This window comes from Roseibium sp. RP-7 (genome assembly GCF_053005225.1).
In genome coordinates this window covers 416082-434547 of the sequence record NZ_JBRKQA010000003.1, presented here as the reverse complement: position 1 = coordinate 434547, position 18466 = coordinate 416082, and the positions used below count along the sequence as shown (strand labels likewise).

Annotated in this window: 20 protein-coding genes; 10 read left to right on the top strand and 10 right to left on the bottom strand. The window is 61.5% G+C overall.

The window, feature by feature from the left end; genetic code table 11:
* Positions 1-55: 55 nt before the first annotated feature.
* On the top strand, positions 56-1441 hold the full coding sequence (locus ACVDG9_RS24875) for a mechanosensitive ion channel domain-containing protein (RefSeq protein WP_447239260.1): 1386 nt from the start codon (positions 56-58) through the stop codon (positions 1439-1441).
* 45 nt (positions 1442-1486) lie between these two features.
* Here the strand turns inward: ACVDG9_RS24875 and ACVDG9_RS24870 are convergent, their stop codons facing one another.
* From ACVDG9_RS24870 to gloB, 4 genes are all read right to left on the bottom strand, one after another.
* Positions 1487-2275: a DUF1206 domain-containing protein gene (locus tag ACVDG9_RS24870; protein WP_447239259.1), complete on the bottom strand. Its 789-nt coding sequence runs from the start codon at positions 2273-2275 to the stop codon at positions 1487-1489.
* 509 nt (positions 2276-2784) lie between these two features.
* On the bottom strand, positions 2785-3228 hold the full coding sequence (locus tag ACVDG9_RS24865) for a cupin domain-containing protein (protein ID WP_447239258.1): 444 nt from the start codon (positions 3226-3228) through the stop codon (positions 2785-2787).
* A gap of 44 nt (positions 3229-3272) precedes the next feature.
* Positions 3273-3488 (bottom strand): hypothetical protein, encoded by a 216-nt coding sequence (locus ACVDG9_RS24860; RefSeq protein ID WP_023002583.1) that lies wholly within the window; start codon positions 3486-3488, stop codon positions 3273-3275.
* Between the two features lie 125 nt (positions 3489-3613).
* On the bottom strand, positions 3614-4396 hold the full coding sequence (gene gloB / locus ACVDG9_RS24855; protein WP_229005227.1) for a hydroxyacylglutathione hydrolase: 783 nt from the start codon (positions 4394-4396) through the stop codon (positions 3614-3616).
* Positions 4397-4534: 138 nt separating this feature from the next.
* Here gloB and ACVDG9_RS24850 point away from each other — a divergent pair, with 138 nt between their 5' ends.
* Entirely contained in the window at positions 4535-5314 is a 780-nt protein-coding gene (locus ACVDG9_RS24850; RefSeq protein ID WP_447239256.1) for a methyltransferase domain-containing protein, read from the top strand.
* A 198-nt stretch (positions 5315-5512) separates the two neighbouring features.
* On the opposite strand, the gene metW is transcribed toward ACVDG9_RS24850, so the two are convergent.
* Both metW and metX read right to left on the bottom strand, forming a co-directional pair.
* Positions 5513-6145, bottom strand: coding sequence for a methionine biosynthesis protein MetW (gene metW, locus ACVDG9_RS24845; protein ID WP_447239255.1), 633 nt, complete (start codon positions 6143-6145; stop codon positions 5513-5515).
* A 4-nt stretch (positions 6146-6149) separates the two neighbouring features.
* Positions 6150-7352 carry a homoserine O-acetyltransferase MetX gene (gene metX / locus ACVDG9_RS24840; RefSeq protein ID WP_447239253.1) on the bottom strand — a complete coding sequence of 401 codons (1203 nt, stop codon included), beginning with the start codon at positions 7350-7352 and terminating at the stop codon, positions 6150-6152.
* A 217-nt stretch (positions 7353-7569) separates the two neighbouring features.
* Between metX and ACVDG9_RS24835 the strand changes: the two genes are divergently transcribed.
* Genes ACVDG9_RS24835 through ACVDG9_RS24825 form a run of 3 tightly spaced genes read left to right on the top strand, consistent with a single transcriptional unit; the run spans position 7570 to position 10526 of the window.
* Positions 7570-8442 carry a chorismate mutase gene (locus ACVDG9_RS24835; protein ID WP_228932151.1) on the top strand — a complete coding sequence of 291 codons (873 nt, stop codon included), beginning with the start codon at positions 7570-7572 and terminating at the stop codon, positions 8440-8442.
* Positions 8439-9575 carry a histidinol-phosphate transaminase gene (gene hisC / locus ACVDG9_RS24830; RefSeq protein WP_229005223.1) on the top strand — a complete coding sequence of 379 codons (1137 nt, stop codon included), beginning with the start codon at positions 8439-8441 and terminating at the stop codon, positions 9573-9575. Before ACVDG9_RS24835 ends, hisC begins: the two co-directional genes overlap by 4 nt.
* A 6-nt stretch (positions 9576-9581) precedes the next feature.
* The gene (locus ACVDG9_RS24825) at positions 9582-10526 is read left to right on the top strand and encodes a prephenate/arogenate dehydrogenase family protein (RefSeq protein WP_189640120.1); all 945 of its coding nucleotides are present in this window, start codon (positions 9582-9584) and stop codon (positions 10524-10526) included.
* 107 nt (positions 10527-10633) lie between these two features.
* On the opposite strand, the gene ACVDG9_RS24820 is transcribed toward ACVDG9_RS24825, so the two are convergent.
* On the bottom strand, positions 10634-11539 hold the full coding sequence (locus ACVDG9_RS24820; protein WP_447239252.1) for a polyprenyl synthetase family protein: 906 nt from the start codon (positions 11537-11539) through the stop codon (positions 10634-10636).
* Between the two features lie 145 nt (positions 11540-11684).
* Between ACVDG9_RS24820 and ACVDG9_RS24815 the strand changes: the two genes are divergently transcribed.
* From ACVDG9_RS24815 to ACVDG9_RS24800, 4 genes are all read left to right on the top strand, one after another.
* Positions 11685-12899 carry a class I SAM-dependent methyltransferase gene (locus tag ACVDG9_RS24815; RefSeq protein ID WP_447239251.1) on the top strand — a complete coding sequence of 405 codons (1215 nt, stop codon included), beginning with the start codon at positions 11685-11687 and terminating at the stop codon, positions 12897-12899.
* Complete coding sequence (gene mtgA / locus ACVDG9_RS24810) at positions 12892-13635, top strand: monofunctional biosynthetic peptidoglycan transglycosylase (RefSeq protein WP_370199132.1); 744 nt, start codon at positions 12892-12894, stop codon at positions 13633-13635. Before ACVDG9_RS24815 ends, mtgA begins: the two co-directional genes overlap by 8 nt.
* 181 nt (positions 13636-13816) lie before the next feature.
* Positions 13817-14002: a 50S ribosomal protein L32 gene (rpmF, locus tag ACVDG9_RS24805; protein ID WP_006936667.1), complete on the top strand. Its 186-nt coding sequence runs from the start codon at positions 13817-13819 to the stop codon at positions 14000-14002.
* 188 nt (positions 14003-14190) lie between these two features.
* On the top strand, positions 14191-14613 hold the full coding sequence (locus tag ACVDG9_RS24800; protein ID WP_023002594.1) for a hypothetical protein: 423 nt from the start codon (positions 14191-14193) through the stop codon (positions 14611-14613).
* 210 nt (positions 14614-14823) lie between these two features.
* On the opposite strand, the gene ACVDG9_RS24795 is transcribed toward ACVDG9_RS24800, so the two are convergent.
* Positions 14824-15465 carry a septation protein A gene (locus ACVDG9_RS24795; protein WP_447239250.1) on the bottom strand — a complete coding sequence of 214 codons (642 nt, stop codon included), beginning with the start codon at positions 15463-15465 and terminating at the stop codon, positions 14824-14826.
* 139 nt (positions 15466-15604) lie between these two features.
* Between ACVDG9_RS24795 and ACVDG9_RS24790 the strand changes: the two genes are divergently transcribed.
* Positions 15605-16348: a DUF3299 domain-containing protein gene (locus tag ACVDG9_RS24790; protein WP_447239249.1), complete on the top strand. Its 744-nt coding sequence runs from the start codon at positions 15605-15607 to the stop codon at positions 16346-16348.
* 47 nt (positions 16349-16395) lie between these two features.
* Here ACVDG9_RS24790 and phbB read toward each other — a convergent pair whose 3' ends face one another.
* Together phbB and ACVDG9_RS24780 are read right to left on the bottom strand one after the other, a co-directional pair.
* Positions 16396-17124, bottom strand: a complete 729-nt coding sequence (phbB, locus tag ACVDG9_RS24785) for an acetoacetyl-CoA reductase (protein WP_023002597.1) — start codon at positions 17122-17124, stop codon at positions 16396-16398.
* Between the two features lie 120 nt (positions 17125-17244).
* A complete protein-coding gene (locus ACVDG9_RS24780; RefSeq protein ID WP_031270058.1) occupies positions 17245-18426 on the bottom strand; it encodes an acetyl-CoA C-acetyltransferase in 1182 nt (393 codons plus the stop codon).
* Between the last annotated feature and the right edge of the window lie 40 nt (positions 18427-18466).

The following is an 18466-nucleotide window of genomic DNA, read 5'->3' as shown; positions in this document are numbered from 1 at the left end:
GCGCGCGGAAACCCTTCTACTGACGGCAGCCGGGCACAAGCGCGGAAAGGCCGTCATGATTTCCAGACTTTTGCACTCGTTTCTCGTTGCTCTGGTGCTGTTTCTGCCCGGAGCACTGCCTGCATTTTCACAATCGGAAAGCCCTGCCGGAGCAATCACCGCCATGCCTGGCGCCGGCGACGATCAGGCCATCGAGCAGCGTATCAACGGCATCTATGACCAGCTCGACGGACTTTCCGGAATTTCGGTCGTTGTAAGATCAGGTGTGGTCAACCTGACCGGAACCGTGACCGAGGCAAGCCTTGCCACGAAGGCCGAAGAGCTTGCCGGCCGTGTCGACGGCGTCGTCGCGGTCCAGAACAATCTCACCGAGGAAACCGCCCTGGAGGAACGTCTCGTTCCGGTTTACGAGCGCTTGCAGGCGCGCCTGTCCCAAGGGGTGAACTATCTGCCACTTGCCCTGGTTGCCCTGCTCGTCTGGATGCTGGCCAGTGCGGCCGGACTGCTGATCGCGCGGTTTGAATGGCCCTGGAACAGGCTCACGCCCAATGCCTTCATTGCAGATCTTGTCAGGCAGCTGATCAGGATCCTGTTCTTCACGATCGGGATCGTGCTTGCGCTTGATGTGCTGGGCGCCACTGCCGTCATCGGCACCTTGCTTGGAGCAGCCGGCATTGTGGGTCTGGCGGTCGGCTTTGCTGTCCGGGACACGGTCGAAAACTACATTGCCAGTATCATGCTCAGCATCCGGCAGCCGTTCAACCCGAAGGACTTCGTCCGGATTGAAGGCTACGAAGGTTTTGTCATCAGTCTCACGTCGCGTGCAACGATCCTGATGGAAAAGGACGGGAACCATATCCGCATCCCCAACGCCATCGTCTTCAAGAGCACCCTCGTCAACTTTTCCACCAATCCACGGCGCCGCTTCGTCTTCGAATTGGGCGTCGATGCGGAAAGCAACCTCGACAAGGCGCTGGACGTTGGCCTGATGACTCTTCGCCGCCAGGAGTTCATTCTTCAGGATCCCTCCCCCGATGCCTGGATCGAAGCGTTGGGAGATTCCAACGTTGTTCTGAGTTTTGTAGGCTGGATTGACCAGACGCGGACCGATTTCCAGAAGGCCCGTTCCGAGGCGATGCGCCTCGTCAAGCTGGCGCTTGAATCAAACGGCTTCTCCCTGCCGGAGCCTATCTACCGGCTGAGGTTCGACGATGCGCCTGCGCTGGAAAGCCTGCTGCCGGACAGGGAGGAGGGGGATCAGGACCGCGGGAAGATCGCCCGTAAAGAGGCAGCGTTTCCGCAATCGGCAGAAATGCCGAATGATACGGAAGCCGACCGGGATCTTGAAAAGCAGGTTGAACTGGAACGTAAAGCCGCCCAGTCGGACGACCTTCTCGATGAACATGCGCCGAAGGAATTCGGGGCTAAATCAGCCAGGTAATCCTGAAAAGACAGGCGCTTAACAAAGCAATTCCTGCGCAGCGCCTCAGGAAAGGCTGACCCTGCGCCATCGGGATTCGACAAAGGAGTAGATGGCAAAAACCATGAGGCCAACCGCCAGCGCGAACAGCATGACCTGCCCATAAGGCAAACCCTGAATGTATTTCAGAGCATCCAGCGTGCTCGGCAGATCGCCGCCGGAGGTTGAGGCGCCCTCGATGCCAAGCCAGATCATTGCCGACAGAAGGGCGAACACGATCCCGCGTGCACTGAGCCCAAGAACCGACACGACGTGAACAATCCGCATCGGGGCTTCATTTTCATCGAAGTGCTTGCTGTATCTGCCTGAACAGGCCTTCCACCAGTGCGCAACCGCTATTCCCAGAAAGACAAGGGACAAGCCAGTCACGAATACCCGCTGGCCAAGAGCTTGCGAGATAGCGTTCATCAGGCCCGGCAGCAGTTTGCCATCATCCGTGCCCGTAATTCCGAGCAGGCCCATGGCGTAGAGTGCGAGCGCGCTATAGGTGGCGGCGCTTGCCAGAAGGGCCAGGCGCACGACGATCCCCTGCAGGTCCCGTCCATGGTTGTCCGCGTCCAGAACGGCCTGAACCAGCCGCCAGACGACAAAACCGAACAGGCCTGTCACCAGGACAGCCACCAGAACTGAGCCGAAGGGTTGGGACAAGAGAGTGACAAGGGCACCTTTCGTGCCCTTGCTGCTGCCTGCGCCGATGGACGCGAGAATGGCAAAGAAGGATATGATGCCATAGACGATGCCGCGCGAAAGATATCCCGCGCGTGCGGCAGCTTGTAACCAGTGCGAGTATTTCATTCCCCTGGTCTTTCCGCCATCCCGGCATTTTCACGATCGGTAAGCGCTATAAGTCGGCTCCGCCAGAATGTTTGGCGGGCCGACCAGCGGGCGGTGCCAGAGGGCGTGGTCGCTAAACCTGCAATACGTTGACGGTTACCCCGGCTCAGCCGAGGCCGAGAAACGACAGGATGGCAACAACCACGACGACAAGTCCGACGAGATAGATAATGTTGTGCATGTTCAATTCCTTACCAGAAACGGAAAAGGGCCGGACGCTGGGTGAACGGTAGGGGGCGGCCGTTCGTGGCGGGGGCTTGCGTCCGGCCCAAACTGTTGGAGATCGTCTGCCGGGGCGCGGCAGAGTTACCGGGGCTAGGTTAGACCAGTCCGATGAAGGACAGGATCGCGCCGACAACGACGACGAGACCGACCAGATAGATGATACCGTTCATGCCTCTCTCCTTTCGTTGGAGAGAGAACTCGTCAAACAGGAAATGGTTCCGAGGAATCGAACAGGGAGCGAAAAATCAGCTTCCCGGTTGCCAGTCTTCCGGTGCCATGACGAAGCCTTCGAACTGAAATCCGGGGGCAACCGTACAGCCGACCAGGGTCCATGCACCGAGCGAGCGGGCCTGTTGCCAGCCGTCACGGGGAACGATGCCTTGCGGGCGCTCGCCGGCCAGAAGGTCGTTGCCCAGGGTAATCACCTCCCGGGTGGTGCCGTCGGTGCTGATGGAAAGTTCCAGCGGGCTGCCGGCGTACCAGTGCCAGGTCTCGACCGCGTCAACCTTGTGCCAGCGGGAGAGAACGCCTTCGGGAAGCAGGAAATAGATCAGGGTGGATGCAGCCCGGCCGCCATCATCGGTGACGCTGTCGCGGAAGGTCTCGGCATAAAAGCCACCTTCCGGGTGCGGTTGCATGTCGAGAAGGTCGACGATCTTTTCGGCGGTCAGGCTGGCAATAGAAGGCATGAAAAGTCCCGGCTGGATCAACTGGATTTCCGGGACGGGATCGCTCAGGAGGATTTCGACCCGGTGCAGAAGGCCAGATCATCAATGGTTTCGCGCAGGGCCGCAACCACTTCCTCGTAAAGGAGCTGCATGTCCAGCCTGTGTCCGCCGCCCAGATGACCCGGTATCGGTTCGGCCTGGCCGACGATGCGGCTGACCACGTCCCGTGCGCGCTGCTCCGCGGAGCGTGTCAAGTGGTCTTCGGAACTCGCAGGTGTCATGGTGTGTGCCCCTTCATGATCACGATAGCGTGCATATGGGGGCAACCAGCCGTTGTTTTAAGCCTTCCGGCCAAGAAAAACCGGAAGGCGGCGCAAGATTTCTGCTGCGGGTCCTATAGGTATGATCAAGCGTTGTCCTTGCGGATGCGGATCTCGGAAAAGACTTCGGCAGCACTTTTGCCTTCCATGCCGAGTGCAGCGGCGACAGAAGCTTCACCTGCACGCAGGAACGGGTTCGTTGCTTTCTCTTTCGCCATGGTCGTCGGCAATGTCGCGGCGCCTTTCTCGCGCAGCGCGGCAACTTCGTCTGCCCGTGCCTTCAGATCGGCGTTGTCCGGGTCGATGGTCAGGGCGAAGCGCGCGTTGGCCTGCGTGTATTCATGGCCGCAGTAGATGGTGGTGTCATCGGGCAGCTGGCGCATCAATTTGGCAAGCGACGACCACATCATGTCCCTGTCGCCCTCGAACACACGGCCGCACCCGAGCGAAAACAGAGTGTCGCCGGTGTGGGCCACCTTGATGGAGGCGATGTACCAGGAGATCTGATCCAGCGTGTGGCCCGGGGTCGAGATCGCCTTGATCTCGTAAGGTCCGCACCGGACGTCGTCGCCGTCTTCCACGGTGCGGTCGAACTCGGCAATCTTCAGCCGCGAACGCTCGGGACCGATGACGGTCGCGCCTGTCTTCCGCTTGAGTGTGCCGAGACCCTGGACATGGTCCCAATGGTGATGGGTGATCAGAATATGCGTCAACGACCAGCCGGTCTGCTCCAGCGCCTTTTCGTAGGCATCGGCGTCGGGCACGTCGACGGCAATGGTCGTTCCGCTGTCAGTGTCGTGAATCAGCACGCCGAAATTGTCGTCGAGACAGGTAAACTGGTGAATTTCGGTGGTGTCGCTCAAGGCCATGAAACGGCTCCCTGCTGAGATCTGTTGGTTGAGATGCAGACTGGCAAAGTCAGGCGCCAAGGGCAAGGCAAGAGATCTTGCGCTCTCCCGCCGTTCCATGTTCAATCGCCGCGACCCTTCTTGACCGAGCAAGGCTGAATGTATCTCGACGTCGTTCATTTGCGCGCTTTTTACGATTTGCCACTCGGCAGGCTGCTTCGCAGCCTGATCGGCGCGCCTATCCGCAAGATGTGGCCGGACCTTACCGGCCAGGCTCTGCTCGGTATCGGTTACGCAGGCCCGTTCATGCGGCCCTACCTCGACACGGTCGACCGGGCGATTGCCGCCATGCCCGCTCCCCAGGGCGCGGTTCACTGGCCGCGCGAGCGGGAAAGCGCCTGTGCGCTGGTGGAAGACCAGGACCTGCCGTTTCCCGATGCCTATTTCGACCGGGTGATGCTGGTACACGCTCTCGACCATTGTTCGGACCCTGCGGCGGTTCTCAGGGAGGCCTGGCGGGTGCTGGTGCCGGGCGGGCGACTGATTGCCGTCGTGCCGAACCGGCGTGGCCTGTGGGCACAGTCGGAGCTTTCCCCCTTCGGCTATGGCCGGCCCTATTCGGGCAGCCAGCTCAAGGATCTTCTGAAGAGCTGCCAGTTCAACGTGACCGAGGACAAGGAAGCCCTCTTCATGCCGCCCTCGCGCGCCCGCACCATCCTGCGCGCAGCCCGCACCTGGGAAGGCATCGGCCGCCGCATCTGGCCCGCCTTTGGCGGTGTTCTGATCATGGAAGCGGAAAAGGTCGTCTTCCAGAGCCTGCCCGTCGACGGCAAAAAAAGCCGCTTCCGCGTGCTGCGGCCTGTCTTCATTCCCGAAGGCGTCGCGACAGGGCTGAAGCCTGTCAGGTCCGTGCATCGGGCGGAGACGGGCGACTTCTAACAGCCTCTGAGTCGTCATTCCGGACTAGCGCTGCAGAAGGCTGCGCGACGATCCGGAATCCAGCGCGCCAGTGTGAGCGCAGCGAACTCGATAAGGTTTTATCGGTGCGCTAATCGCGCGAAATACGTCTGGGTTCCGGATCTGCGTTCGGCTTCGCCTTCCTTGTCCGGAATGACGGCCGAAGGGTATCGAACCAGCTCACCGCTTCAGCAGAAAAACGGCCTGTTCGGCAACGATGTTCCACACCCACCAGGGGGCGTTGACCGGGATCTTGTTGCCCCGGCCGCTGAGGGCGATGGCCTTTTCGACATTCGCGTCCAGTTCCCGGCAAAGCTCGACGAAATCGCGCAGGGAGCAGAAGTGGATGTTCGGCGTGTCATACCATTCGTAGGGCAGGTACTTGGTCACCGGCATGCGCCCGCGGAACAGGAGCTGGGCCCGGTTGCGCCAATGGGCGAAATTCGGGATCGAGATCACGACCTGATTGCCGATGCGCAGGAGCTCGCTGACGACCTTTTTCGGTTCGCGGGTCGCCTGCAGGGTCTGGCTCAGGATGACGACGTCGAACGCCCCGTCCGGATAGTCGGACAGGTCCTGGTCGGCATCGCCCTGAATCACCGACAGGCCGCGGGCAACGCAGCGGTTGACGCCTTCCTGGGACAGTTCGATGCCGCGTCCGTCCACCTGGCGTTCGCGCACCAGAAGGTCGAGCAGCTCACCGTCGGCCGACCCGATGTCGAGCACGCGGGCATTGTGCGGTATCAGCGAGGCGACAACCTTGTGGTCGCCGCGCACGTCTCCGCTCTTGGTCTGTCTTGGAGCCAGGTTCACGGGATCAGGCCTCCTCGCCCGGTGCGGGCAGGCCGCGGGCGTGTGCTGCGCCGGTGACGAAGCCGGAAATGGTCTGGAACATCTCCGGCACGTCCAGCAGGAACGAGTCGTGGCCGCGGTCGCTTTCGATCTCGACGAAGGAGACGTTGGCCGCCGCCGCATTGAGCGCCTTGACCACGCGCCGGCTTTCGGACGTGGGGAACAGCCAGTCGGATGTGAACGACATGACGCAGAAACGTGTTTTCGTTCCCTTGAAGGCGTTCGCCAGAGAGCCGCCGAACTGATGCGCAAGGTCGAAATAGTCCATCGCCCGGGTGACATAGAGATAGGAATTGGCGTCGAACCGGTCGACGAAGGTCATGCCCTGGTGGCGCAGATAGCTCTCGATCTGGAAATCCGCGTCGAAACCGAAGGTGACATTGTCCCGGTCCTGCAGGTTGCGGCCGAATTTCTGGTGCAGGGATTCGTCGGACATGTAGGTGACATGCGCCGCCATGCGGGCAACCGCCAGGCCCTTGGTCGGCCTTTGTCCTTCCTGCAGGTAACTGCCGGCGCACCAGTTCGGGTCGGCCATGATTGCCTGCCGGCCGACTTCGTGGAAGGCGATGTTCTGGGACGTGTGCCGCGCTGCCGCGGCAATCGGTACGGCCGAGAACACGCGCTCGGGATAGCTGGCTGCCCACTGCAGCACCTGCATGCCGCCCATGGAGCCCCCGATGACCGCAAACAGCGTGTCGATGCCAAGATGATCGACAAGGCGCGCCTGTGCCCGGACCATGTCGCGAATGGTGATGACAGGCAGTGCAAGGCCGTAAGGCTGCCCTGTCTCCGGGTTGATGGAGGCCGGTCCTGTGGTGCCGAGGCAGCCGCCGAGAACGTTGGAACAGATAACGAAATAATGATTGGTGTCGACCGGCTTGCCGGGGCCGACCATCTGGCTCCACCAGCCGGGCTTGCCCGTCACGGGATTGGTGGAGGCCACATACTGGTCGCCCGTCAGGGCGTGGCACACGATGACGGCGTTGGACTTGTCCGCGTTGAGCTCGCCATAGGTTTCATACGCAATCTGCCAGGGGCCAAGCTTTACGCCGGCATCGAGCTCCAGCGGTTCTTCTGCGGAAAAGCGCGCAAGTTTGCTCGAGGGCGAAACCGCTTCGCTTGCCTTCAGATCCTCCGGGGTGGCTGGACGTGATGTGTCTGCGGACATGGCTCTAAAGAATTATCTGTTGTCCCGGGCGGGAATTTTTCAGGCCGGTTGAGCGGGCCACGGTCCGCCACCGGGAAACGGCAGGCACCCGGCAGAACGGCCAGACTGGCGACCTAGCCGTGCCGGAACGCCTGAGTCAATGTTTTCTTTTGCCTTTGGGCAATCACATGCCTATGACTATGCGCCGCTGAACCCAAACGAAGGCCGGAGCCACCTCATGTCTCACTTGCCGGACAGCGGGCTGTCGCTGGACGACCTCAGGACACGGGTCGACGAGATCGATGCACGCATCCACACCGCCCTGATGGAACGCGCCCAGGCCGAAGCCGGTATCCAGGCTGCCGGCCGCGCCGCAGGAGCTGCACTCGCCCTGTTTCAACCCGAACGTGACGCCGACCTGATGCGCCAGATGGTGGAGCGCCACCAGGGCGACCTGCCGCTGGCAACCGTCGAACACATCTGGCGCGATCTCATCTGTGCCTGCACCAGCCTGCAGGCAGACACCGCCGTCCATCTGGACGGCAGCGCCGATCTGATCGAGATGCTCGACCTGGCGCGTTTCTATTTCGGTTTTTCCGTGGAGCTGGTGCCGGGAAGCGATGCGGCCGACGTGGTCGGCGCCGTGACGGCGTCAGCCGGTGACCTGGGCCTTGTGGCGCTGATCGACCGGGCGGAGCTGCCCTGGTGGCGCGGCCTCAGCGAATCCGGCGCACTGGTGCGGGCGCGGCTGCCCTTCGTCATTCTGGACGAGCGTCCCGCCGACCTGCCGGCGCTGGTGCTGGCCAAGGCCGACAGCATGATCGACAACGCCGATATTGCGGTTTATGACGCCCGCTGGTCGGATCTTCTGCCGGGCAACCTGATGGACGAAGGCATTGAAGTGCTCAGTTTCTTCCGGTCCGCGGCCGGTGTCGACGCGCTGCTTGCGATTTCCGGCGAGCTGACGGAAGAGGATGTGCGCGCCGCCTGCCTCGCCGCAGGCGCCGCACCGGAAGTTTTAAGACGTGTCGGCGGCTACGCCGCGCCGATCGACGGCAATGGCGACCCGGACGACACTTTTGCTGCCGAGGACGAGGAGCCTCAGGGATGAACGAGATGACGACAGTGACTGAAGCCGGCAAGGCAACCGCAAACCGCCCGCAGCCGCGGCCGGGCGTTCTGGATATTGCGCCTTATGTTCCCGGCAAGTCCAAGGGCAGCCACGGCAAGACCGTTCACAAGCTTTCGTCCAACGAAACACCGCTCGGCACCAGCGATGCTGCCCGCGCGGCCATTGAAGCCGTGGCGCGGAACCTGGAACTTTATCCGGACGGGTCCTCTGCCGAGCTGCGTGCGGCCATCGGCGAAGTCTACGGACTCAATCCGGACCGCATCATCTGCGGTGCCGGGTCCGACGAGGTTCTCAGCCTGATCGCCTACGGTTATCTTGGCCAGGGCGACGAGGCGATCTATTCCGAACACGGCTTCCTGGTCTACGACATTGCCATCCGCGCCGCCGGGGCAACGCCGGTGATTGCGCCTGAAAAGGACCTGACGACGGATGTCGATGCGATCCTGGCAAGGGTCACCGACAAGACGCGCATGGTCTTCGTCGCCAACCCGAACAATCCGACCGGCACCTATCTGCCGTTCGAGGAGGTCAAGCGGCTGCATGAGGGCCTGCCGGCCAACGTCCTGCTGGTTCTGGATGCCGCCTATGCGGAATATGTCCGCCGCAACGACTATGAAAGCGGTCTCGAGCTGGCAGCGACGTCCGACAACGTCATCATGACGCGGACCTTCTCCAAGATTTACGGCCTTGCCAATCTGCGTCTCGGCTGGGGCTTCGGTCCGGCCCATGTGATCGATGCGCTCAACCGCATCCGGGGTCCGTTCAACGTCAACGGCATGGCGATTGCCGCCGGTATGGCCGCTGTTCGTGACCGTGATTTCGTCACGCGCTCGATCGAGCACAATGACACCTGGCTGCCCTGGGTGACGGCGGAGCTGGAAAAGCTCGGCCTGAAGGTGACGCCGAGCGTCGGCAACTTCGTGCTGGTTCACTTTCCCGACGAGGACGGCAAGCGTGCGGCGGATGCCGATGCCTATCTGCTGGAGCGCGGCTGCGTGCTGCGCATGGTCGGCAATTACGGGCTGCCGAACTCGATCCGCATGACCATCGGTTCGGAAGACGCCAACCGGGCCATCATTGGCCACCTGAAGGACTTTCTGGAACAGAAATAAGAACACATGACTGTTGCCCCCATTTTCGAGCGCATGGCCCTGATCGGCATCGGCCTGATCGGTTCCTCGCTCGCACAGGTCGCCCGTGAACGCGGCCTGGTCAAGGAAATCGCGATTTCCACCCGGTCTGCGGATACCCTGCAAAGGGCGGAGGAGCTGGGCCTGGGCGACAGTTATGCGCTCGACGCCGCCGTGGCGGTGGAGGGGGCCGACCTGGTGATCCTCTGCGCGCCGGTGGGGGCCAATGAGGCCATTGCCAAGTGGATTGCGCCTGCGCTGAAAAAAGGCGCGATCCTGACCGATGTCGGTTCCACCAAGGGGTCCGTCGTCGATCAGGTCAGCCCCCATGTGCCAGAAGGCGTGCATTTCATTCCGGGTCACCCGATTGCCGGGACCGAACAGTCCGGACCCGATGCCGGGTTTCCGACGCTGTTCGACCAGCGCTGGTGCATCCTGACACCGGCAGAGGACACGGATCCCGAGGCCCTCGAAAAACTCAGCGCCTTCTGGCGCGCCTGTGGTTCCGACGTCGACACGATGGACGCCAGACACCACGATCTGGTGCTGGCCATCGTTTCGCATCTGCCGCATCTGATTGCCTACAACATCGTCGGCACCGCGGACGATCTGGAGACGGTCACCAAGTCGGAAGTCATCAAGTATTCGGCGTCCGGTTTCCGTGATTTCACGCGTCTGGCGGCGTCCGATCCGACCATGTGGCGGGACGTCTGCCTGCACAACAAGGACGCGATCCTGGAAATGCTGGCGCGGTTTTCCGAAGATCTTTCCGCCCTTCAGCGGGCAATCCGCTGGGGCGATGGCCAGATGCTGTTCGACCTCTTCACCCGCACCCGGGGTATCCGCCGCTCGATCATCGAGGCCGGTCAGGAAACCGACGCCCCCGACTTCGGTCGTCATGCCAAGGACAAGGCCGGCGCACCGGCGGAGTGACCGCTTCCATCAGGAACCGGTCTTGCCAGGGAAATTCCCGGGGGTTGAGCCGCCATTGCATTCTAGCCCCTGAGGATCGCTCGACCCTCAAGGGCTTTTTTGTCTCGTCAGTTGGTCCGGTTGACGATGAAACGGGCAAGGGCGCTCAGGATCGCCGCACGGCTGCCGTAGGGCGCGAGAAGCGTTTCGGCTTCCTCCACCAGCCGGCCAAGCTCGTTGCGCGTCCTGTCGGTGCCCCAGAGGCCTACAAGCGTCGCCTTGCCGGCCTCCGCATCCTTGCCGGTGGCCTTGCCCATTGTTTCCGCGCTGGCTTCCACGTCCAGAAGGTCGTCTGCGAGCTGGAAGGCAAGGCCGATCACTTCACCGAAGCGGGTCAGCCGGTCGATATCCGCTTCCGCTGCATCCGCCAGAATGGCGCCTGCCCGGCAGGCGTAGCGCAGCAGCGCGCCGGTCTTCATGGATTGAAGCTGGCGGATCTCCGCCTCGGAGCGCTCGCGGTGTTCGGACTCCAGGTCGAGCATCTGCCCGCCCGCCATGCCGCCGATGCCCGACGCGCGGGCCAGTTCACGCGATAGCCGCAGGCGCACGGCTGCATCCGCATGCACCGCCTCGCCCGTGATCACGTCAAAGGCGAGCGTCAGCAAGGCATCGCCGGCCAGGATGGCGGTCGCCTCGTCATAGGCCTTGTGCACGGTTGGCTGGCCCCGGCGAAGATCGTCGTCGTCCATGGCTGGCAGGTCGTCATGGACCAGCGAATAACAATGGATCAGTTCCAGCGCGCAGGCAGCCTGCAGAACGCCGTCATCCGCCCGCCCGAACAGATTGGCAGCCTCCATCACCAGAACCGGCCGCAGTCGCTTGCCGCCGTTGAGCGCGCCGTGGCGCATGGCGGCAAGCAGCCTTGGGGGGCGCACGGTTTCATCCGGCAGCGCCTGGGTGGCCAGAAGCGTTTCCAGCGTGGCCTCCACAAACTTGGCCTGGAATGTCAGATGCTGGTTTGGGTCAAGGGTCACGATTGGCTCCGGGACGGATCGGCAACATTTTCAAAGTCCGGGTTTCCCTGAAACCAATTCTCTGTATCGTCAAGGCTCGAATTTCAAAAAAATGCGGGAGCTACCTGCCCGATCTTTTCAAACTGACCCATTTGGAGATTTTTCCATGAAACTGCTGTCGAGCCTTCTGCGATCCTTCATCAAGCGCGGGCGCATGCGTGTGATCGACGTCGCGGGTGCCGTGCACGAATTCGGGTCGGGCGAGGACGGTCCGACAGTGACCATCCGGCTGCATGACAAAAAGCTTTACCGATCCCTTTTTCTCAATCCGGAGCTGGCCGCGGGCGAAGCCTATATGGACGGAACCCTGACGATGGAGGAAGGGTCGACCTGCTACGACTTCATGTTCCTGTTTTCCATCAACAGGGCGCCGCTTGGGGCCAATCCCGTACAGGGCCTGTTGCGGAAGGGCTGGAAGCTCTTGCGGCGGCGCCAACAGCAGAACAGCGTCGAACGGGCAAAGTCGCAGGCGCGGCATCACTATGACCTTTCAACCGACCTCTATCGGCTGTTCATGGATGAGGGCCTCAACTACAGCTGTGCCTATTACACCTCGCCTGACGACACGCTGGAACAAGCCCAGGCGGCCAAGCTGGCCCATCTGGTCGCCAAGCTGGACCTGAAGCCAGGGATGGAAGTGCTTGAAATCGGCGGCGGTTGGGGCTCACTCGCCATCCGCATGGCTCAGGCCGGTGCAAAGGTTACCTCGCTCAATGTCTCGCCAGAGCAAGTGAAGATCGCCGAAGAACGCGTGCGCGCTGCGGGTCTTGAGGACAAGGTGACATTCGTTCTGAAGGACTACCGGGAATTCGAAGGGCAATTCGACCGGATCATCTCGGTCGGCATGATGGAACATGTCGGCATCGGCCATCTCGACGAGTATTTCGGCCAGATCCGCCGATGCCTGACCGAAAAAGGCTATGCGGTCGTGCATTCCATCGGTCGCATGACGCCTCCGGGCACGACGGGGCCTTTTATTCGCAAGTATATTTTCCCCGGGGGTTACGTTCCTGCGCTGTCGGAAGTCTTTGCGTCTACCGAACGGCTTGGGTTATGGGTCTGCGATGCGGAAATCCTGCGGCTGCACTACTACTACACCATTCGCGACTGGCGCATTCGCTTTGAAGACAAGAGGGCGATTGCCGCTGATCTTTATGACGAAACTTTCTGCCGTATGTGGGAGTTTTATCTCTGTGCGGTCGAGCTGGGCTTCCTGCACGGATCCAACATGGTCTTCCAGCTCCTCCTGTCGAAGGAGAGGGATGCCGTGCCGATTGTCCGCGACTTCATCGTCGATAACGAACGGGAACTGAATGGTTAGGGTCAAACCTGCAACGGGTGGAAAGTCAGGCTCCGGGGGCGCGCCGGGGCGCCGCCGTGGCATGATCGGCCTTGTCCGCAAGCGCTTGTTGCAGCTGCTGCTGGTCCTTATCCTGCTTCCGCCTGTTCTCACCGTCATCTATTCCGTCGTGCCGCCCATAAGCACGCTGATGATCGGGCGCTATGTCCAGTTTCTGTGGGTCGACCGGCAATGGGTGCCGCTTGAGCAGATTTCGCCAAACCTCGTCCGGTCGGTCATCACTTCGGAAGACAGCGGCTTTTGCGAAAACGACGGCGTCGAGTGGGACGCGCTTCAGGATCAGGTCGAAGCACTGAGCGAAGGCGAGAAGCCTCGCGGCGCAAGCACCATCACGATGCAGACCGCCAAGAACTTGTTCCTGTGGGGCGAGCGGTCCTACATCCGCAAGGGGCTGGAACTGCCGCTGGCCCTGATGCTGGATGCGATACTGACCAAGAAGCGGATCCTGGAAATCTACCTCAATATTGCCGAGTGGGGTGAGGGTATCTTCGGCGCCGAAGCCGCCGCCCAGGCCTGGTTCGGCAAGAGCGCCAAGGACCTGACACGGACCGAAGCTGCCAGATTGGCGACAGCCTTGCCAAATCCACGTGGCCGGAACCCCGCCAAACCAGGTTCCGGACACCGGAAACTGGCCGGCACGAACCTGGCTCGTGTGAAGGGCGCGGGGCCGATTTTCGGCTGTGTTCTGGGGAAATAGACGAAGGTGGATAGCGCTTCGCCACCGCCTGTTCTATCCAGACCAAGAATTTTTTCTCTATGGGGTGGCAAAACGTTGGCGTTGCCTGTATAACGCCGCGCATTCCAACACGCTGCGTGACGCCACGCCCCGGGCTAACCCGGTCCGGGCCGCGCGGTTATGGACCACGGAGAAAAACAAAATGGCCGTTCCAAAGAGAAAAACCTCGCGCTCCAAGCGCGGTTTTCGCCGTTCCGCGGACGCCCTCAAGCAGCCGACTTACGTCGAGGACAAGGATTCGGGCGAACTGCGCCGTCCGCATCACGTTGACCTGAAGACCGGCATGTACCGGGGCCGTCAGATCCTTTCCGCAAAAGACGACGCATAACACCCGTATTCTTCGTGAATGCAGGTAGCGTCCGGACCGGATCGCCGCATGGCAAATCAAGATTGAGGCTGGCCTTGTTTCGACGGGCCGGCCTTTTTCTTTTCAGCGCCTTGAATTGGCTATCAAGATCGTGTCAGCTCGCTCCGATTTCCGCCCGCTTCGGGTGTCCTTGAATTCGGGAGCCGTTCATGCGCCTTTTTTCAGCCGTTCCTTTCACGCTTTTCTCGCTGCTGATCTATAACGCCCTTGCTTTCACGGTGGGCGCGGGAGAGCCCGGCTTCTGGGCGCAGCCGATGATCACCATACAGATGGTTTCCGGCGCAACCTTCGAGCTTCTGGCGAGCGATCTGCTCATCACCGTCGGGCTGTTCTTCCTGTTCATCGAAATTCTGAAGGCGACCCGCATCGGCACGACGGCCCTGCTGGACCACATGTTCTCGGTGCTGGTGTTCGTCGCCTACCTGGTGGAGTTCCTGGTGCTGCAGCCCGCGGCGACGTCGCTGTTCTTCATCCTCATGGCGATCTCTCTGATCGACGTGATCGCCGGGTTCTCGATCTCCATCACCGGCGCACGGCGGGACGTTTCCTTCGGCCACGGGGACGTGCACTAAGACTGCTTGCCTGCCAACCGCCGCTATTCCGGACAAGGGTGACGCGGCCGAGCGCAGAACCGGCACGCGGAATTCCTTTGTGTTTTAGCGCTGTCCACATTTGAGGAGAATGGGTTCGTTTTGCACACGCCGTTATCCGGTTGCCGGATCGGCGTGCGGCGCTTTGCTGCACTTGTCAGGAATGACGGGCGCGGAGCAAGACCGGAACGGCTAGGCGTCCTTGCCGTCTTCGACGATCGCGTGTTTCTGGATCAGCGGCAGCTGGGTCAGGGTGAAGACAAGGGTGATCGGCATGATGCCGAAGACCTTGAAGCTGACCCAGAAATCGGTCGAGAAGCTGCGCCAGACGATCTCGTTGATCGCGGCAAGCACGAAGAAGAACACGCCCCAGCGGAATGTCAGCTTGCGCCAGCCTTCGTCCGTCAGCCGGAAGGCGCTGTCGAAGACGTAGCCGAGCAGCGCCTTGCCGAACAGCAATCCGCCCAGCAGAACCGTGCCGAACAGGCAGTTGACGATGGTCGGCTTCAGCTTGATGAACAGTTCGTCGTGCAGCCACAGCGTCAGGGCGCCGAAAACCAGAACCACCGCGCCGGACACCAGCGGCATGATCGGCAGGCGCTTCGTCAGCCACAGTGACACGACCAGCGAGATGCTGATGGCCACCATGAAGGCGGCGGTTGCCAGGAAGATAGGCTTGCCGAACTGTTGCAGCACGGGAAAGGCCGCCGCGATCTGTTCGCCGCGGGCATTGAACAGGAAGAACACGCCGAGCGGTCCCAATTCCAGCGCCAGCTTCAGGAGCGGGGAAAGTTCCTTGCGGGTGGGGTCGTTCGGGGCGTGTTCGAATTCCATGTTTTTCCGTTATCCTGTTCAGGAAGTCTGCTTCCGGACATAGGTGATGGAGGGTGCCAGGGTCAAGGACCCCGGTCCGATTCGGAAAATAGAGCCGGAAAATTTCAGGGCCAGTAGAGAGGCACCGGGAAGCGTGAAGATGAAACGTTGGATGCTGTGCCTCGCGGCCACCTTGCTGTTTACGGTCTCTGCCTTTGCGGCGATGCCTGTTCGCTGGGACCAGCTCAAGGATCCGGAGGCTGCAGCCTATGAGGACCCCTTTGCCGCACTGAGCGGCACAGAGCTGCGGTCGCTGGGCACGGTGCTGCGGCTTCGCCAGCAGTTGGACGAGACGGCTGCGACTGACGCGAATCGTTCAACGCTGAAACGTCGTCTTCAGCAGGAAGAAGCCCAGCTTGCAGCGGCCGGCGTGCCGACGGACAAATTGCTGTCGCAACGCTTCGAGGTTGCGAAGAAACGGGCTGCTGCGTCGCTTGCCGGCAACAAGGCTCTGGCCGGGAGGGACATCGAGATTACCGGGTATGTGATCCCCGTGCAGGAACCCGGCAGCGATGAGGTGATCGCCGGCTATCTGGTTCCCGAACAGGGCATGTGCAGCCACATGCCGGCGCCCGATCCCAACCAGATGATCCGGTACCGGCTGTCGACAGGCTGGAGGGCGGAGTATGTCTATGAACCGGTCCGGCTGACCGGGCGCTTGTCCTTGAAAACAACCCGACAGGAAATCACGCTTCTGGACGGTCAGGTCGACATGATCGCGGCGTTCGAGATGGAGGTCACAGGCGCTCAAAGCCTGGGTGAGGAGACCACCCCGGACCCGATGAGCCGGATCTGGAAGTTCTTCAAGGGGCCCGTTCCGGAAAACTCCTGGAAGCACCCATAAAAAAGGCGCCGCAACGGGCGCCTTTTCCTGTGATTGAGCCTTTGGGCTCAGCCGTTGGCGATGTACTGACCGCCGTTGATGGTCATCACCGCGCCGGTCATGAAGGCGGCGGCGTCGGACGCCAGGTAGACCACCGTCTGGGCGATTTCTTCCGGATGGCCGAGGCGACCGACCGGGATGCCCGAGATGATCGACTGCAGCACTTTTTCCGGCATGGCGGCGACCATGTCGGTGTTGATGTAGCCTGGGCAGACGCAGTTGACGGTGATGCCCTTGAAGGCGTTTTCCTGCGCCAGTGCCTTGGTGAAGCCAATCACGCCGGCCTTGGCCGCGGAATAGTTCGCCTGGCCCATCTGGCCCTTCTGGCCATTGATGGAAGAGATGTTGATGATGCGGCCCGAAGACCGTTCCCGCATGCCGTTGATCACCGGCTTGGTCATGGTGAACATGGAATCGAGGTTCGTCGACAGGACTTCGCGCCACTGTTCGAAGCTCATCTTGTGGAACATGCCGTCGCGGGTGATGCCCGCATTGTTGACCAGCACTTCCACCGGACCCAGTTCGCTTTCCACCTGGGCAATGCCTGCCGCGCAGGCGTCAGGATCGGAAACGTCCCACTTGAAAACGTGGATACCGGTCTCGGCCTTGAAGGCTTCGGCCTTTTCGGTGTTACCGGCATATGTGGCCGCCACGGTGTAGCCTGCGTCTTTCAGACCCCGCGAAATTGCTTCGCCGATACCGCGCGTACCACCCGTGACCAATGCGACCTTGCTCATTCCCCTTCCTCCTGACTTCCAGTTCCGGGCCCTTTGGGCTCTCTGACATCAATTCAGTCTTGTTTGCTGTTCCCGATCATGGCCGGAGGCCCGGCCATGATCCTTCTTTCCCTTTGCGGCTTAGCGCTCCAGGCACATGGCGACACCCATGCCGCCGCCGATGCACAGTGTTGCAAGGCCTTTCTTGGCGTCGCGGCGGTTCATTTCGTGCAGCAGGGTGGTCAGGATGCGAGCCCCGGACGCACCGATCGGGTGGCCGATGGCAATCGCACCGCCGTTGACGTTGACGATGTCCGGGTTCCAGCCCATGTCCTTGTTGACCGCGCAAGCCTGAGCGGCGAAGGCTTCGTTGGCTTCCACGAGATCGAGATCGGCAGCGGACCAGCCGGCTTTTTCAAGCGCCTTGCGCGATGCCGGGATCGGGCCGGAGCCCATGATTGCCGGATCGACACCCGCAGTTGCCCAGGAGGCGATGCGGGCGAGCGGCTTCAGGCCGCGCTTTTCGGCTTCGGCGGCGCTCATCACCAGAATGGCGGCTGCACCGTCGTTGATGCCAGAGGCGTTGGCGGCGGTCACGGAACCGTCCTTGGTGAAGGCCGGACGCAGCTTGGCGACGCTTTCCAGCGTGGCGCCGTGACGGATATATTCGTCATCGGCAACGACGCGCTCGCCCTTGCGTTCCTGCAGGGTTACCGCGGTGATCTCGTCCTTGAACTTGCCGGCCTTCTGGGCAGCTTCCGCCTTGTTCTGGGAAGCCACTGCGAACTCGTCCTGCTGGTCGCGGTTGATCTGCCACTTTTCGGCGACGTTCTCGGCGGTCTGGCCCATGTGGTAGCCGTTGAAGGCATCCCAAAGGCCGTCCTTGATCATGGTGTCGATCATCTTGTAGTCGCCCATCTTGTAGCCGGCGCGCATGTGGGCGCAGTGCGGCGACAGCGACATGTTTTCCTGGCCGCCTGCCATCATGATGGTGGCGTCGCCTGAAATGATCTGCTGCGCTGCAATGGCAACGGTGCGAAGACCGGAACCGCAGACCTGGTTGAGCGTCCATGCCGTCGCACTATCGGCAATGCCTGCCTTGATGGCAGCCTGACGCGCCGGGTTCTGGCCCTGACCGGCCGTCAGAACCTGACCAAACACGACTTCGTCGATGTCGCCGCCTTCGACGCCGGCCTGTTCCATGGCCGCCTTCATGACAATGGCACCGAGGTCATGCGCCGGGGTGTTGGCAAAGGCGCCATTGAACGACCCCACGGGCGTGCGGGTCGCACTGACAATGACGATATCGGTGAAAGCGCTCATCATACTCTCCAGACTTGAGGCCAATTGACCGTAGTGGACT

Coding starts and splice junctions, on each gene's coding strand:
- ACVDG9_RS24875 (WP_447239260.1), top strand. CDS start 56: ATGATTTCCAGACTTTTGCACTCGTTTCTCGTTGCTCTGGTGCTGTTT.
- ACVDG9_RS24870 (WP_447239259.1), bottom strand. CDS start 2,275: ATGAAATACTCGCACTGGTTACAAGCTGCCGCACGCGCGGGATATCTT.
- ACVDG9_RS24865 (WP_447239258.1), bottom strand. CDS start 3,228: ATGCCTTCTATTGCCAGCCTGACCGCCGAAAAGATCGTCGACCTTCTC.
- ACVDG9_RS24860 (WP_023002583.1), bottom strand. CDS start 3,488: ATGACACCTGCGAGTTCCGAAGACCACTTGACACGCTCCGCGGAGCAG.
- gloB (WP_229005227.1), bottom strand. CDS start 4,396: ATGGCCTTGAGCGACACCACCGAAATTCACCAGTTTACCTGTCTCGAC.
- ACVDG9_RS24850 (WP_447239256.1), top strand. CDS start 4,535: ATGTATCTCGACGTCGTTCATTTGCGCGCTTTTTACGATTTGCCACTC.
- metX (WP_447239253.1), bottom strand. CDS start 7,352: ATGTCCGCAGACACATCACGTCCAGCCACCCCGGAGGATCTGAAGGCA.
- ACVDG9_RS24835 (WP_228932151.1), top strand. CDS start 7,570: ATGTCTCACTTGCCGGACAGCGGGCTGTCGCTGGACGACCTCAGGACA.
- hisC (WP_229005223.1), top strand. CDS start 8,439: ATGAACGAGATGACGACAGTGACTGAAGCCGGCAAGGCAACCGCAAAC.
- ACVDG9_RS24825 (WP_189640120.1), top strand. CDS start 9,582: ATGACTGTTGCCCCCATTTTCGAGCGCATGGCCCTGATCGGCATCGGC.
- ACVDG9_RS24815 (WP_447239251.1), top strand. CDS start 11,685: ATGAAACTGCTGTCGAGCCTTCTGCGATCCTTCATCAAGCGCGGGCGC.
- mtgA (WP_370199132.1), top strand. CDS start 12,892: ATGGTTAGGGTCAAACCTGCAACGGGTGGAAAGTCAGGCTCCGGGGGC.
- rpmF (WP_006936667.1), top strand. CDS start 13,817: ATGGCCGTTCCAAAGAGAAAAACCTCGCGCTCCAAGCGCGGTTTTCGC.
- ACVDG9_RS24800 (WP_023002594.1), top strand. CDS start 14,191: ATGCGCCTTTTTTCAGCCGTTCCTTTCACGCTTTTCTCGCTGCTGATC.
- ACVDG9_RS24795 (WP_447239250.1), bottom strand. CDS start 15,465: ATGGAATTCGAACACGCCCCGAACGACCCCACCCGCAAGGAACTTTCC.
- ACVDG9_RS24790 (WP_447239249.1), top strand. CDS start 15,605: ATGAAACGTTGGATGCTGTGCCTCGCGGCCACCTTGCTGTTTACGGTC.
- phbB (WP_023002597.1), bottom strand. CDS start 17,124: ATGAGCAAGGTCGCATTGGTCACGGGTGGTACGCGCGGTATCGGCGAA.
- ACVDG9_RS24780 (WP_031270058.1), bottom strand. CDS start 18,426: ATGAGCGCTTTCACCGATATCGTCATTGTCAGTGCGACCCGCACGCCC.